The organism is Enorma phocaeensis (genome assembly GCF_016901575.1).
Lineage (GTDB): Bacteria > Actinomycetota > Coriobacteriia > Coriobacteriales > Coriobacteriaceae > Limicola > Limicola phocaeensis_A.
On the sequence record NZ_JACJKQ010000001.1, the window covers coordinates 141233 to 156991 of the forward strand.

Sequence of the window (15759 nt, forward strand, 5' to 3'; positions counted from 1 at the left end):
GGGGCGCCGTGTATCTGAAGTCGTTGACCCTCAAGGGGTTCAAGTCGTTTGCGGATCGTGCCCACATGACGTTCGAGCCGGGGCTCACCGTCATCGTGGGCCCCAACGGCTCGGGCAAATCTAATATCTCCGACGCCATCTTGTGGGTCCTCGGCGAGCAGAGCGCCAAACAGCTGCGCGGCCAGGCCATGGAGGATGTCATCTTCTCCGGGTCTTCCGCACGAAAACCCGTCGGCGTTGCCGAAGTCACGCTCGTGCTCGACAACGCCGACCATGTGTTGCCGGTAGACTTCGACGAAGTCGCCATCACGCGACGCATGTATCGTTCGGGCGAGAGCGAATACCTCATCAACCAGAGCCCCTGCCGTCTTATGGACATTCAGGACATCCTGCATGATTCGGGTCTGGGCAAGGATACGCATTCCATCATCTCGCAGGGCAAGCTCGACGCCATCTTGCAGAGCCGTCCCGAGGAGCGTCGCGCCCTCATCGAAGAGGCGGCGGGCATCTCCAAGCACAAGCGTCGCAAGGAGCGCGCCGCCAAGAAGATCAAGTCCATGGACGAGCACCTCGTCCGCGCCCGAGACGTGAGCCGCGAGGTCACTCGCCAGCTCCGCCCTCTCGAGCGCCAGGTAGACCGTGCGCGGAAGTATCGCGACCTCTCGGCGCGGGCCACCCGTCTCACGCAGATTCTCGCGGTGGACGAGCTCCGTCGTCTTCAGGCCGAGTGGTCCGAGCTCGAGAGCCGGTCCAAAGAGGGGGAAGCCACGCTCGAGGTGGCGCGTTATCGGCTTGCGGAGAAAGAGCGCGAGCTGGAAAAGCTCCAGGTGATGCTTGAAGAAAAAGGCCTCTTCGTCGGGGACCTTGGCGAGCAACGCCGCCGCGTGCAGGATGTGGTCGGCCGCATGGGCTCCGACATGCGTCTTCTGGAGGAAAAGGGTCACAACATGGTGACCCGCCTCTCAGAGATGCGCGGCACCCTCTCGGGGTCCGAGCACCAGCGCAAGCGTGTTTCTGAAGAGCTCGAGCAGGTTCGCGGGCAGCTGGACGAGGTCCGGGCCGAGCTTTCTGTCGCCGAGTCGGACGTGGCCGAGCTCGAGCCCGCCGCCGACCGGATTCATGCTCGCCGCGTCGAGCTTGATGAAGAGATCGGCGCCCTCGGCAGGGAGCAGCGCGAGGAGCAGCGTCGGGCCGATGAGGCGGCGCTCGCGCTGGCCAAGGTGAAGGAGACCCTTGCCAACGCAGAGATCGAGGACGACCTTTTTGCATCGCGTCTGGAACAGCTTGCTGAGTCGATCGATACGGTGCAGGCGTCGTTGGAGAGCCGCCGGGGACGTGCCGAGGAGCTCGAGGCCGCCCTCCTCGAGGCGCGTCGTGCCAAAGAGGACGCCGAGGGTGCCATCAGCGTTGCCGAAGCCGCTCTGTCAGAGCTGTCCGGCAAGGAGGCGCAGGCCCGCGATCGCTTGGGCGAGGTGCGTACGGAGCTCTCGAGCCTGCGCAAGCTCGATGAGCGCCTGGCATCCTCATCGCCGCTCGCCGCGCGTCTCGCCTCGGCGTGCGCCGGCAGCGTCGAGGCCCGCCTCGGCGATGTTATCGAGGCGCCGAAGGAGCTCGAATCGCTGGTAGAACGCCTGCTTTCTGATGATATCGATGCTTTGGTGGTGTCGGATACCGCCGCCCTCGCCTCGGCAGGCGCCGCCGCGCATGCCGAGGACGCGTCAGGCGAGGCCCTCCTTGTTTCGCGCAACGTGCTGCCCGTGGATGCCGCGTCAGGCGCTGCCGGCGAGCGCCTGGTCGAGCGCCTGCAGGTGCGCGAGGGCTTCGGCCCCGTCGTTGCCGCGCTTCTTGGCCGCATCCAGCTTGTCGACAGCTTGGAGGAGGCGCTCGCCGCGCCCGCGATCCCGGGCGTCTTGTACGTGACCCCTGATGGCGCGCGCGTGCGCGACGGCGGCGTGGTTCGCCTGGGCACGGGCGCCGACGCCGCCCAGGGCGCGCTTGAGCGCAAGCGCCGCATCCGTGAGCTCGCGGGTCTTGAGCCCGACCTCTCCGCCACCTTTGAGCATGCAGGCCAGCAGGTCGATGAGGCTCGCGCGGCATTGATGCAGGCGCGTTCCTCTGAAGGCGACGTCGCAGGCGAGATCGCCCGCCTTGAAGGTGAACGGACTTCGGTCCTTGCCGAGATCGGTCGACTCGAGCAGTCTCTGTCGTCTTCTCTGGCAGACCAGTCTCAGCTCTCGCGCCGTCGCGAGAAGGCCGCAGAGCAGGTTAGGGCGGCTCAGCCCCAGGTGGACGAGCTGTCGCGCACGCGTGACGAGGCCCGTGCTCGTGTGGGCGAGATTGCTGCCGAGCTTGCCGAGCGTAACGATGAGTTTGACCGCCTGCGTCGCGAGGACGCCGAGGCGGCAGGGCGCCTGGGCGATGCGAAGGTCCGCCGCGCGCAGGCATCCGAGCGCCAGCGGAGCCTTGATCGTCGAATTCCCGAGCTTGAGCGCCGCCTTGAGGGCATCGAACGCCGTATTCGAGCCACCACCCAAGCGGCCCGCTCGCTCGAGGTGCTTCGTCTTCGCGTCGACCCGCTGCATGACCGCTATTCCGCTTTGCTTGAGCGCGCGATGGATTGGGCGGCGCGCCTGCGCGACCAGGCCTCACTTGAGGAGGCCGACTCCGCAAGCCTCAAGGCGACCATCGAAGAAGCCAAATCTCACGTCGCCGCCGCGAAGCGCGAGGTCGACGAGGCCTCTCTCGCCCAGAATGCGTTTCAGGTCGAACGCGGCAAGCTCGAGGTCAAGGTCGAGAACGCCATCAAGGCGATCACCGCTGACGGCAAGACGGTTCTTGAGGAGGCACTCGCGCTTCCCGCTCCTGAGGACCGCGATGCCGCCGAGCGGGAGCTCAACGACTTGGTGCGCCAAATCAACAACCTCGGCCCCGTCAACCAGGTTGCCATGGAGGAGTACGAGCGGCTGCGCGAGCGTGCCGACTATATCGCCGCGCAGCTTGCCGACCTCGAGGCGGCCCGCAAGGCGCTGACTAAGATCACTGCCGCCATCGACCGCAAGATGCGCAATGCCTTCTTGACCACCTTCGACAAGGTCGACGCCAACTTCCGAGAGGTCTTTGGCATGCTCTTCCCAGGCGGCCAGGCCCATCTTGAGATGACCGACCCCGAGCATCCCGCTGAGACCGGCATCGAGGTGGTCGCTCAGCCGCGCGGCAAGCGCATCACTAAGATGATGCTCATGAGCGGCGGGGAGAAGAGCTTGACGGCGCTTGCGCTGCTGTTTGCCGTCTACCGCACGCGCACGGTTCCGTTCTATGTGCTCGACGAGGTCGAGGCGGCGCTCGACGATTCGAATCTCTCGAAGCTGCTCGACGCCATCGATGTCTTGCGAAAGTCCACGCAGCTGCTGGTGGTCTCGCACCAGCGCCGTACCATGGAGGACGCAGACGTGCTATATGGCGTATCCATGCAGGCTGACGGCGTGAGCCGCGTCGTGAGCCAGCGGCTTGATCGCACGACAGGAAAGGTTGTGAATGCATAATGGGACTCTTCGACGCTCTCTCGCGAGGGCTTAAGCGCAGCCGCGAGGCTTTGAATGAGATCTTCTACTTCGGCGGAGAGGTCACGGAAGATTTCTGGGAGGATCTTGAGGACACCTTGGTTATGGGTGACATGGGCGCCGAGATCTCCATGCAGGTAACCGATGACCTGCGCGACCTCGCCGCCCGGCAAAACCTCAAGACCGCTCCGCAGCTGCGCGCCGCGCTCGCCGACCGGCTTGCCGAGAACTTCGTGAAGCCCGAGCATGACCCCTTTGACGAGACGCCGTCGTGCGTGCTGTTCGTGGGAATCAACGGGGCGGGAAAGACCACCACGGTTGGCAAGATCGCCTGCGCCGCGCACGAGGCGGGCAAAAACGTCGTCATCGGGTCTGCCGACACCTTCCGCGCCGCCGCCATCGAGCAGCTTGATGTTTGGGGCCAGCGCGCTGGCGTGCCCGTGGTGAAGCGCGACCGCGGCAGCGATCCCGCGAGCGTCTGCTACGACGTGCTCGACGAAGCCGATCGCCGGACCTCCGACCTTGTCCTCATCGACACCGCGGGCCGACTTCATACGTCGCCCGAGCTTATGCGCGAGCTCGCCAAGGTCGTCAACGTGACGCGCAAGCGCGCCTCCAAGTGCCGCGCGGGGGCTATGCCGGTCTACGTTGTCCTGGTGATCGACGCAGCGACCGGGCAGAACGGCCTGAACCAGGCGCTCGAGTTCAACGATGCCCTCGGCCTCGACGGCATCATCATGACCAAGCTCGACGGCACGGCAAAGGGAGGCATCGCCATGGCGGTCGCCTCGAAGCTCAAGCTCCCCATCTACCGCGTCGGCGTAGGCGAGCACATCGAAGACCTCCAGCCCTTCGATGCGCACGATTTCTGCCGAGCCCTTGTGGGGGAGGAGTAGCGGCGCCAGTGCCCCGCATATATCTGCCCGCGTCCGCGTGGTAGAGTTATTGGTACGTAATGGTTTCTGCTGAGCAGCCTTTTCGTTCATAACCTTTGCGAGCATGCGGTCGCAGCGCGGGATTCCTTACAAAGGGCCCATTGCGGGCTCCATTGCGAACAATGCGAGCAAGGATGGCTCGTTGAGGGTGCTTCATGAGCGAGATCCCCTCTGGGAGCAGCACCACGATAGGAGACTTCATGTTTAACAGCCTTTCCGATCGTCTCACCGATACGTTCGACCGCCTTCGCGGCAAAGGCAAGCTTACCGAGGCTGATATCACTGCCGCCATGCGCGAGATCCGCATGGCGCTGCTCGAGGCGGACGTCAACTATCGAGTCGTCAAGGACTTCGTCGCCCGCACGCGCGAGCGCTGCCTCACGGCCGAGGTGATGGACTCGCTCACCCCGGCGCAGAACGTCGTCAAGATCGTCCTTGACGAGCTCATCGAGCTTTTGGGCTCAACCGAGAGCAAGCTCGTTCTCTCCAACCGCATTCCCAACGTGATCATGCTTGTGGGCCTTCAGGGATCGGGCAAGACCACCGCGGCGGTGAAGCTCGCATACATGTTGAAGAAGCAGGGGCGCTCTCCGCTGCTTGCAGCCTGTGACGTGTATCGCCCCGCGGCCGCCGACCAGCTTGCCACTCTCGGCGGGGAGATCGGCGTTCCGGTCTTCAGGGGTGACGGGCAGCATCCCATCGACATCGCAACCGGGGCCGTCCGCGAGGCCATCGACCACCTTCGTGACGTCGTGATCGTCGACACGGCGGGACGCCTGCAGATCGATGAGCAGATGATGCAGGAGGCCGTGGACATCAAGCGCGCGGTGAAACCCGACCAGGTGCTCATGGTTGTCGATGCCATGACCGGCCAGGACATCGTCAACGTGGTGTCCACCTTTGCCGAGCGCACCGATTTCGACGGCGTGATCATCTCGAAGCTCGACGGCGACGCGCGAGGCGGCGGCGCCCTCTCGGTTCGCGAGGTCACGGGCAAGCCCATCAAGTTCGTCTCCATGGGCGAGAAGCCCGATTCGCTCGAGGTCTTCAGCCCCGAACGCATGGCCAAGCGCATCCTCGGCATGGGCGACGTTGTCGGCATCATCGAGAAGGCCCAGGAGCTCGCCGACGAGGAGCAGATGGAGGCTGCCGAGCGCATGCTGCGCGAGGGCCTGACCATGAACGACATGCTCGAACAGATGCGTGCGCTTAAGAAGATGGGCGGCATGAAGTCCATCTTGGGCATGTTGCCTGGAGGCCAGAAGCTCTTGAACCAGATGGGTGGCAACATAGACGAGTCTGTCATGGACAAGATCGAGGCCATGATCATGTCCATGACCGCTGAAGAACGTTTGAAACCCTCCATCATCAACGGCCAGCGCCGCGCCCGCATCGCCCGCGGTTCCGGTACGACGCCCACCGATGTGAACAACCTCATGCGCCAGTGGGGCGAGATGAACAAGATGATGGGTAAGATGCGCTCCATGTCGCAGCAGATGGGCGGAAAGAAGGGCAAGAAGGGGAAGAAGGGCAAGCGGATGCGCATGCCTGGCATGCCCGGAATGCCCGGTATGGGCGGCATGCCTGGCATGGGCGGAGGCAACCCGTTTGCCGGGATGGGCTCGGGCGCTTCAAGCGACATGGACATGCTGCGCGCGATGGAGCGCCAAATGAAGGGCGGCAATAAGTTCTAGCGGGGTCCCGCCCGCTTAGGGGCGCACGTGCAGCTCGATGCGCGTGAGGAATTCGCGCTCGTCGTCGGTGGTCCTGTTGTCCACCTCGAAGATCTCGAAGGGCTTGTCATGGATGGCGAGCCCTTTTCCCTGCGCATACTCGACCATGCTACGGTATAGCTTTCCGTTCTGCTCGTACGGTCCTCGATAGCGCAGGGTGAGGTAGTACCCGGCGGGAAGCACAAAGTCGCAGGGGACGGCAGGGTTGCGCAGGACAAAGAATACGGCGTCATACACGTTTGCGTGGCCTGCGGCGAGCGACTCGACGTTGAGCGCGCCTCCTACCTCGAGCATCCCCAAATCGGGGAGCTCGCCCTCATGCGAGCGGTGGAGCCGCTGCATGAGGAGATCCATCTCGGCGTCGAGCTCGATCCGTGCGGCAAGCTCGACGCAGCGGCGCTCCTCACGCTGTTCGACCGTTGGCTCTCCCACGGCCGCCCCCTTGGCCGCCTGCAGCTTGGCTGCCCGCTCTAACAGGTCGCGCCGCGTCTGCTCGAGCTCGTCTATACGCAGTTGAATGCGTCGCGCCTCATCGTTGAGCAGGTCGACGGTCTTTTGAAGATCGCGTTCCCGGAAATGCTCTTTTATGTCTGCAAGGGGGACGTCGAGAGAGCGAAGGCCTTTGATGAGGGAGAGCTTGTACATGTCCTCCAAATCGAACAGGCGGTAGCCGTTGGAGGCACGTTTCGGGGTGAGGACGCCGAGACGCTCGTAATATCTGAGCGAATCGGTTCCGATTCCAAACAGCTCGGAAACCTCCCCTATGGTGTAGCGCCTCTTGTGACGTGCAGATTTCATGGCGGCCTCCGCGTCGTTGCTTGACCTTGGCACCATACCAAAGTTTATCGTCTTTGTAGACATGAGGACGAAATGAAGGGAATGTAGGGGATAGGTATGGATTTCGGCAAGATGTTGCAGGGGATTCGCGGCATCTCGGCGGACGTGTGCGGACGCATGCGCGGGCTTGCCAATGTGCGAAACGCACGTCGCGTCGCGTTGATTGCCCTCGGCGCAGGGATCATGACGTTCGGAATCCATAACATCCACCAGGTCGTCGGGATAACGGAAGGCGGCGTAATCGGCGGGCTTTTGCTTTTGAACCATTGGTTCGGCATCCCGACGTCGATCGTCTCGCCCCTTCTTGACATGGCCTGCTACGCCGTGGGCCTCGTGTTGCTCGGAGCGGGCTTTTTGGGATGGTCGGCTGTCGCCAGCGCGTTTCTGGCGCTCTTTTATGCCTTGTGGGAGAGCCTGCCGCACATGCTTCCCGACTTGTCCGCCCTCCCGCTCGTGGCCGCGCTCCTCGGAGGCGTGTTTGTGGGTCTGGGCGCCGGACTTGTGGTGCGCTGCGGCGCCTCTGCCGGTGGAGACGACGCGCTCGCGCTCTCCATCAACAAGTTGACGGGCTGGCGGCTGGCTCGTTGCTACCTGTTTACGGACCTCTCCGTGCTCGTGCTGTCGCTCAGCTATATCCCTGCAGCCAATATCGTGTTCTCGCTCGTCACCGTGTTCGTCTCATCGCCGCTTATCGACTTCGTCGTGGGATTCGGGCGCTCCGATCGGGATGAGACCGCATCCAATGTGACGGCGGACGGCCGCGTCTAGCGAGCGGGTAGGTTGCATGCCCCTTTCATGGGATAAGCCGGACGCCGTCCCGCTTGGCCTACAATGGGTGGACTCGTACACCGTTGCCAGGGAGGCGTCCATATGAGCAAGGCGGATCAGCTGTTTGTGAAGATGTGCACCGACATTCTCGACCACGGCACCACTACCGAGGGCGAGAAGGTGCGTCCCCGCTGGGAGGATGGTACGCCGGCATATACCATCAAGAACTTCGGCGTCACCGCTCGCTATGACCTGCGTGAGGAGTTTCCGGCTCTCACGTTGCGTCGAACGGCTCTCAAGTCTGCAATGGACGAGGTGTTGTGGATCTACCAGAAGAAGTCCAACAACATCCATGACCTCAAGAGCCATATATGGGACGAGTGGGCCGACGAGACCGGCTCGATCGGCAAGGCGTACGGTTATCAGATTGCGCAGAAGTCGCATTATCCAGAGGGCGATTTCGACCAGATGGATCGCGTTCTCTACGACCTCACCCATACGCCCTATTCCCGTCGCATCATGACGAACATGTACACCTTTGCAGACCTCTCTGAGATGCATCTGTATCCGTGCGCCTACAGCGTGACGTACAACGTCACGCACGCGGCGGGAGACGAGCGGCCCACGCTCAACATGTGCCTCATGCAGCGCAGCCAGGATATCCTTGCGGCAAACAACTGGAATGTGTGCCAGTACGCCATCTTGCTCATGATGGTCGCACAGTCGGTCGGCATGGTCGCAGGCGAGCTTCTTCATGTTATTGTGGACGCCCATATCTACGATCGCCATGTGGATATCGTCCGCGAGCTCATCTCTCGCCCGCAGTATCCTGCTCCAAGGGTCTCCCTCAACCCCGACGTCACCAACTTCTATGACTTCACCACCGACGACCTCATCGTCGAGGGCTATGAGCACGGGCCGCAGGTGAAAAACATTCCTATCGCCGTTTAGATACAAAGGTTTCGAAGAGATGGGTGGACGCGTGGACAAGGCATCTGGGAACATTGCCGCCATCGTTGCGGTCTGTGACGATTGGGGCATAGGGCTCGGTGGAGACATGGTGGTCTCCAATCGTGCCGACATGCGCCATTTTGTGGCGTGCACGAAAGGGCATACGGTCATCATGGGAAGAAAGACCTTGGATAGCTTTCCGGGCGGCCGCCCCCTGAAGGATCGTCGCAACATTGTCCTGACGCGCGACGCCGCCTTTGTCCGCGACGGGGTGGAGACGGCGAGTTCCGTCGAAGATGCGCTCTCCATGCTTGCTCCCGATGAGGAGGCGTGGGTCGTCGGCGGCGCTGAGGTGTATCGTCAGATGCTTCCGTACTGCACACGTGCCGTCGTGACGAAAAACCGCTGTGTCCGCCCTGCCGACACCTTCTTTCCCGACCTTGACGACGACCCGACCTGGAGGGTGGATGTCGCCACGCCCGAGGCGGCGATCGAGGCGGGGGAGGGCGACGAGGGGGTTGTCTACTCCTTTGTGACGTACGTGCGCAACGATTAGGGGCCTGCCGTCTCAAGGCTGCCTGGTCGTGCCGAGAACGATGCGCTGCGGTATCATTACGTCTCATGTACAGCCCGGACGTCGGGCAAGGGTTTGTATCTGGAAAGGTCATCATGAAGACCGCTATCCTCTATGTTTCCAAGCATCACGGCAACACCAAGCGTCTTGTCGATGCGATCGCTGCCGCCCACGATGACGTCGACCTGATCGACGTCACTGCACTTGGCAAAGACGAGACGCCAGACTTGTCCGACTACCGTCTGATCGGCCTTGCGTCCGGCATCTATTATTCGGAGTTCGACCGTGCCCTCACGCGCGTCGCTGCCAATGCCCTGACGCAGGGCGACATGGTTTTCGCGCTCATGACATACGGAAGCCAGAACAAATGGTATGGCAAGGACCTGGACAGCATCTGCCGTATGAAGCAGGCGGTTCTGCTGCGCATCTATGGCTGCCCGGGCTGGGACACCTGGGGTCCGTTCAAGATCGGCGGCGGCGTCGCAAAAGGCCACCCGACTGACGAAGAGGTCCAGGGCGCCCTTGCGTTTTATGACCAGCTGGTCGAGGACTACGGTGAGCCTATCGAGGTCGAGTTCCAAAAGCGTGCCAAGCGTCGCGCCCAGGAGGCGCAGATCCATCGTGGCGGCCTGCTGATGCTCATCAAGCGTACGGTCAACAAGATCTTCAACAAGTTCACGCGCTAGCCGGTCGCCGCTATGAGTCCCGAGGTCATTCGAATCGAAACGCTCGAGGATCAACGCCTCGACGCCTACACACGCCTTACCGAGCGGGAGCTGCGCTGCGTCTTGGAGCCCGAGAAAGGCATTTTTATAGCCGAGAGCGCCAAGGTGATCGAGCGGGCTCTCGAAGCGGGGATGCAGCCGGTGAGCTTCCTCATGGCTGAGCGATGGCTCGAGATGCTCTCGCCCCTGCTTGCGCGCATCGATACTCCCGAGCCAGTTCCGGTATTCGTGGCATCAATGGAGCTCATGGAGAGCTTGACGGGCTTTTCCGTCACCCGCGGCGCCCTGTGCGCATGCCGAAGGCCGCGGCTTCCGGAGCCTGCCCGCTTCCTAAGGGACATCGTGGAGCACGCAGACGGAGGACCTGCGAGGGTGTGCGTCCTCGAGGGCATCGTCGACCACACCAACGTCGGCGCGATTTTTCGTTCCGCCGCCGCGCTCAATGTCGACGGCATCCTGGTGAGCCCCACGTGCTGCGACCCCCTCTATCGTAGGGCCATTCGGGTATCCATGGGGACGGTGTTCCAGGTGCCGTGGTGTCGCATCGGCAGCGAGGCTCGCCTCTGGCCGCATGACGGTCTCGACGTGCTGCATGATGCCGGCTTTACCTGCGCTGCCATGGCCTTGGCCGACGACTCCGTCTCGCTTGACGAGCCGGAGCTCGGCAACATCGAGCGCCTGGCGCTTTTTATGGGTACCGAGGGCGCGGGCCTCACCCATAAGACCATCAAGGGCTGCGACCTTGCGGTTCGTATTCCCATGGCGCACGGGGTTGATTCGCTCAACGTCGCCGCGGCTTCGGCGGTCGCCTTCTGGCAGCTCTGTCCCCATGCGTCGAATAGCTATCGTTATCGACCTGGTCTGTATTCGTAGAAGACGCAAGGGCCGTCTTCGGTTGCCGGTTTAGGTCTGTCGTGGTCTTTCGGCCTGTCTTCTTCCTCCTGCTGCGGATTAGTTGCGCAACTCTTTCACTTGCCTGCAAGGTAACGTTTGGCGTGACGTGTTGTTCGGAGGAATGGGAGGACCGATGAAGATACGTGCCCTGCTGCGCGGCGCCGTGGTCGTCGCTGCTGCGACGATGGTTGCGCTTGCTCCTGCAAAGATGTCCTACGCAGAACCTGTGCAGGAAGCTTTGGTGGAGACGCTGGCGACCAATGTTTCCGAAACGCAAGCATATTCTAAGATCGTTGCGCTCAAGTCGCAGTATCCCAATGGTATGCGGTGGACGAACGACCAATACTATTACTCTCCGGTACTCGGTGGAGGATATGGATGCGCGGGGTTCTCCTACATCCTCTCCGACGCCGCGTTTGGCAACAACCCTGCGACCCGATACTATCAAGCGAATGAATCGACGGTCCGCGTGGGCGATATCCTGCGCATCAATAACGATTCGCATTCGGTCGTGGTCCTCAACGTCAGGAGTTCGGGCGTCACGGTTGCCGAAGGCAATATCAATAGCTCGATTTATTGGGGACGTACCTTGTCATGGTCGAGCGTCCAGAATGGTTTTACGTATGGAATAACTCGTTATGCATCGGGAAATCCTGAGCCAGAGAAGTTTCAGGTGAAGATTGATAAGCCAGATCACGGTGAGATATCGGTCAGCCCAAGTTTAGCTGCCTCTGGTGAAACGGTGACGGTAACCGTTTCGCCTGATGAGGGATTTCAGGTGGCCTCTATTAGCGTATTGAGGAACGGTTTCTTGATTAAGTCAGTGATAGGGTCTTCGAAAACAATGACCTTTACAATGCCTGAGGGAACGGTCACTGTCTCGGCGAAGCTTGAGGTGATAGAGGAAGATGCTGCTGAGCGGTCTTGGTATGTCACTTTGTTGAAGCCAAATGGGGGCGGCACGCTATCGGCTTCAAGTAATCGGGCACAAAAGGGAGAGATGGTCAAAATCTACGCAACGCCCTATCAAGGCTATCGAGTTGATTCTGTTTCTGCAACAGATGGCTACGGACGCACTTGGGAGCTTGCCCAGACAGCGAACACAACATGGGAATTGTATATGCCTGACAGCGATGTCACGGTTTCGGCAACATTTATTAAAAACAACGAGTACCGCGTGAGTGCAAATAAGCCCGAACACGCGGAGGTCTACTACTTCTATAAATGGGCTGAAGGTTCAAATCCCACGGTTACCGTTGATTGTGAGAGAGGCTACTCGGTTACCTCAATTAAAGCTTCGAGCGCCTTTGGTTCGGTTGATCTTTCTGGACCTGAGATTATTCCTGATGGGCTTAGATGGTCGTTCGTGATGCCCGCTTCTGATGTGGCTATTGACATTACGGTTGGACCGACTGCAACGGCTCAACCGATAGAATTTACATCGAGCAATTGTGATGTTCTGGCTCCAAACCAAGCTGAGCCAGGTGAGACGGTCAGTTTCTTTGCCCGTCCCAAGAACGGATACTATTTCAGAAGTAGCTCTGTACGTGCATACGCCAAAGATGGGTCCGACATCTCGTTAACCACAGACGGGAATGATTACTATTACTTCACCATGCCTGATAGTCCTGTTTCTCTTGAGTGTTCGGCATATTCAAATGTTGACTATGAGGTTAAGCTTTTTTCAAACGGATCCGCACACATTAATAAGCCAAGCGCAATGCCTGGCGAGCAGGTTACGCTAACCGTTGCCGTTGATAAAGGCTATGAAGTGAAGGAAATTGCAGTTGTTGACGAAGATGGGAGGAAGCTGTCGTTAACGCCAGCGGGTAATAATACCTGGACGTTCATAATGCCTGAGGGCAAGATCAGTGTTGACGGTGTAATCGATAAAGCTTCTGATGAGGAGCCCCTTCCGTTTGTGGACATCGACCAGAGCGCTTGGTATATCGATGCCGTGCGTTGGGCTTATGAGCACGACGTGATGGGCGGCTACTCCGACGGCTCCGGTCGTTTCGATCCGAACGGCAACCTCACGCGTGCGCAGGCGGCGCAGATTCTATACAACATGGCGGGCAAACCTGATGTAGTTCCGGAATCCTCGAAGCTGTTTAGCGATTGCCATGCGGGCGAGTGGTACGATGCCGCGGTGACCTGGACGGCACAATCAGGCGTTTTCGCCGGCTACTCTGATGGTACGGGACGCTTCGGCCCGAACGACAAGATTACTCGCGAGCAGATGGCGGTTGTCATTTGGCGCAATAACGGCGAGCCGGACGGTTCCGGAGACCTCGCTTCGTTCCCTGATGGCTGGGAGACGAGCGCTTGGGCAGCTGAGGGCATGCAGTGGGCAGTGGGCGAGGGCCTGCTATCTGGTTACGACAATACAGGGGAGCTTGATCCAACGGGCCTGCTCACCCGCGCTCAGGCGGCTGCCATCATGATGCGCTGGATTGAGGGAGCGTAGCGTTTGAGCATCCACTCAGAGCGGTTCTGAACCATCTTGCGTCGGCGCCTGCATGCACTGCTTGCAGGCGCCGACGTATGTTTCACGGAACAAAGGAGGATTATCGAGCAGGGCTTTGGGTATCCTTCTACCATTGCGGCTGCGTGTCGCGCGGCCGATGGACGAAACGGAGTATGCACACCATGGAGATGGACGACCACAAGCGTAGAAGGAATATGATCCTCTACGTGCTCATCGCGTGCGTGATCTACCTCGTGCTCAATACGCTGCTGTTTCCAAACATAGCGCAGCGCCAGCAGGTGGTCGATGTATCGTACACGCAGCTTCTCGATGACCTTGAGAACGAAGAGGTCAACGAGATCAAATATGATAACAGCTCGCTCGACGTCTCGTACTCTAAGAAGGGCGAGGACAACACCGTCTACACCACGACCGCGATGTCTGGTGCCCAGCAAAGCCTGGAGGCCGCCATTCGCGAGTCCGGAGCTAAGCAGACCAACAGCGTCCAGCAGGACAACAGCCTGTGGACCTACATGCTGCTCATGTACGGCCTGCCCCTCATCATCTTCTTTGCTCTGGGTGTCTGGCTCAATCGACGCATGAAGAAGGCTGCAGGCGACGATGGCCCGTCGATGAACTTTGGCGGTGGCGGCTTCGGAGGCATGGGAGGCGGCCTTGGCAAGAGCGGTGCCCGTATCGTCGCTTCCAAAGATGTCGGCGTCACCTTTAAGGATGTCGCCGGTCAGGAGGAGGCCAAGGAGTCTCTCAAAGAGGTCGTCGACTTCTTGGAGAACCCCAAGCGTTATGAAGACATCGGTGCTCGCCTGCCGCGCGGCGCCCTGCTCGTCGGCCCTCCTGGCACGGGTAAGACGCTTCTCGCCAAGGCGGTCGCCGGAGAAGCAGGCGTCCCGTTCTTCTCCATCTCCGGTTCGGAGTTTGTCGAGATGTTCGTGGGACGCGGTGCCGCCAAGGTTCGCGACCTGTTCAAGCAGGCAAACGAGAAGGCTCCCTGCATCGTCTTTATCGACGAGATCGACGCGGTTGGCAAGCGTCGCGATCAGGGCCTTTCCTCTAATGACGAGCGCGAGCAGACGCTGAACCAGCTGCTCACCGAGATGGACGGCTTTGACAACCATAAGGGTATCGTGGTGCTCGCTGCGACCAACCGCCCCGATTCGCTCGATCCGGCGCTGCTGCGTCCCGGCCGCTTCGATCGCCGTATTCCCGTCGAGCTGCCCGACCTCACAGGCCGCAAGGCGATTCTTGAGCTGCACGCGAAAGACGTCAAGGTCGAGCCTCCTATCGATCTGACGGCGATCGCGCGTGCCACGCCCGGTGCTTCGGGCGCAGACCTCTCCAACATCATCAACGAGGGTGCCCTGCGCGCTGTTCGCATGGGGCGCAAGCGTGCCACACAGGAGGATTTCGAGGAGTCCGTCGAGGTCGTTATCGCGGGACAGAAGCGTAAGTCCACTGTGCTTTCCGACCACGAGAAGCAGGTGGTTTCCTATCACGAGATCGGCCATGCCATCGTTGCCGCGAACATGAAGGGCGGTGCCCCGGTCACGAAGATCACCATCGTGCCGCGCACGTCTGGCGCCCTTGGCTACACCATGCAGGTCGAGGAGGACGAGAAGTTCCTTACCACCAAGCAGGAGGTGCTCGACAAGCTGGCGGTCTACTGTGGTGGACGCGCCGCGGAGGAGCTCATCTTTGGAGAGATGACCACCGGTGCCGCCAACGATATCGAGCAGGCGACCAAGCTCGCGCGCAATATGATCACGCGTTTTGGCATGTCTGACGAGTTTGGCATGATGGCGCTCGGCACGGTTCAGAACGCCTATCTCAACCAAGACGCTTCGCTCACCTGTGCCCCCGGCACTGCTGAGCGTGTGGACGAGGCGGTAAAGAAGGTCATCGAGGACGCTCACGCCCGCGCCCTTCAGGTGCTCAAAGAGAACAAGTTCAAGCTCCATGAGCTTGCGCGCTACCTGTATAAGAAGGAGACCATCACCGGCGAGGAGTTCATGACGCTGCTCAAGCGCGAGAACCCCCTTATGCCGCCGAAGCCCCAGGCGTAGTAGCGTGTGAGGCATTCAGCCTGCTTGACATGCCCTGATCTTAATGGTGAATGCGCCCCGCATCCGTCGTGATGCGGGGCGCATTCTTGTACCTCTATGGGGTGGCGAGTTCGCTGCGATATGCCCGAGCGTATATCTGGATTCACCGAGGGGAACACCGGCCAGCGCCATTATTTGTCGGCTTCAGAGGGGCTCATGGATTGCATGCCGACTGCGCATGCCTATCATTGAACG

At 60.7% G+C, this 15759-nt stretch carries 11 protein-coding genes; 10 read left to right on the forward strand and 1 reads right to left on the reverse strand.

Annotated elements, in window-relative coordinates:
* The first annotated feature begins 8 nt into the window (after window positions 1-8).
* The 3 genes from smc to ffh all read left to right on the forward strand — a co-directional run bounded on the left by smc (window position 9) and on the right by ffh (window position 6189).
* Complete coding sequence (smc, locus tag H6A15_RS00560) at window positions 9-3542, forward strand: chromosome segregation protein SMC (RefSeq protein WP_204671281.1); 3534 nt, start codon at window positions 9-11, stop codon at window positions 3540-3542.
* Window positions 3542-4456, forward strand: coding sequence for a signal recognition particle-docking protein FtsY (ftsY, locus tag H6A15_RS00565; protein ID WP_204671283.1), 915 nt, complete (start codon window positions 3542-3544; stop codon window positions 4454-4456). Before smc ends, ftsY begins: the two co-directional genes overlap by 1 nt.
* Before the next feature lie 239 nt (window positions 4457-4695).
* Complete coding sequence (gene ffh, locus H6A15_RS00570) at window positions 4696-6189, forward strand: signal recognition particle protein (protein ID WP_204671833.1); 1494 nt, start codon at window positions 4696-4698, stop codon at window positions 6187-6189.
* Between the two features lie 15 nt (window positions 6190-6204).
* Here the strand turns inward: ffh and H6A15_RS00575 are convergent, their stop codons facing one another.
* A complete protein-coding gene (locus H6A15_RS00575) occupies window positions 6205-7026 on the reverse strand; it encodes a MerR family transcriptional regulator (protein WP_204671285.1) in 822 nt (273 codons plus the stop codon).
* Between the two features lie 96 nt (window positions 7027-7122).
* Between H6A15_RS00575 and H6A15_RS00580 the strand changes: the two genes are divergently transcribed.
* The 7 genes from H6A15_RS00580 (at window position 7123) to ftsH (ending at window position 15525) form a co-directional block, all read left to right on the forward strand.
* On the forward strand, window positions 7123-7833 hold the full coding sequence (locus tag H6A15_RS00580) for a YitT family protein (RefSeq protein WP_239462228.1): 711 nt from the start codon (window positions 7123-7125) through the stop codon (window positions 7831-7833).
* 102 nt (window positions 7834-7935) lie between these two features.
* Window positions 7936-8784, forward strand: a complete 849-nt coding sequence (thyA, locus tag H6A15_RS00585; protein WP_204671287.1) for a thymidylate synthase — start codon at window positions 7936-7938, stop codon at window positions 8782-8784.
* A 31-nt stretch (window positions 8785-8815) separates the two neighbouring features.
* A complete protein-coding gene (locus tag H6A15_RS00590; protein ID WP_342635773.1) occupies window positions 8816-9340 on the forward strand; it encodes a dihydrofolate reductase in 525 nt (174 codons plus the stop codon).
* A gap of 113 nt (window positions 9341-9453) precedes the next feature.
* Entirely contained in the window at window positions 9454-10044 is a 591-nt protein-coding gene (locus H6A15_RS00595) for a flavodoxin domain-containing protein (protein ID WP_204671291.1), read from the forward strand.
* Window positions 10045-10056: 12 nt separating this feature from the next.
* Window positions 10057-10956: a TrmH family RNA methyltransferase gene (locus H6A15_RS00600; RefSeq protein ID WP_204671293.1), complete on the forward strand. Its 900-nt coding sequence runs from the start codon at window positions 10057-10059 to the stop codon at window positions 10954-10956.
* A gap of 154 nt (window positions 10957-11110) precedes the next feature.
* Complete coding sequence (locus tag H6A15_RS00605; protein WP_204671295.1) at window positions 11111-13444, forward strand: S-layer homology domain-containing protein; 2334 nt, start codon at window positions 11111-11113, stop codon at window positions 13442-13444.
* A 182-nt stretch (window positions 13445-13626) separates the two neighbouring features.
* Window positions 13627-15525 carry an ATP-dependent zinc metalloprotease FtsH gene (gene ftsH / locus H6A15_RS00610; RefSeq protein ID WP_204671842.1) on the forward strand — a complete coding sequence of 633 codons (1899 nt, stop codon included), beginning with the start codon at window positions 13627-13629 and terminating at the stop codon, window positions 15523-15525.
* Window positions 15526-15759 lie beyond the last annotated feature (234 nt).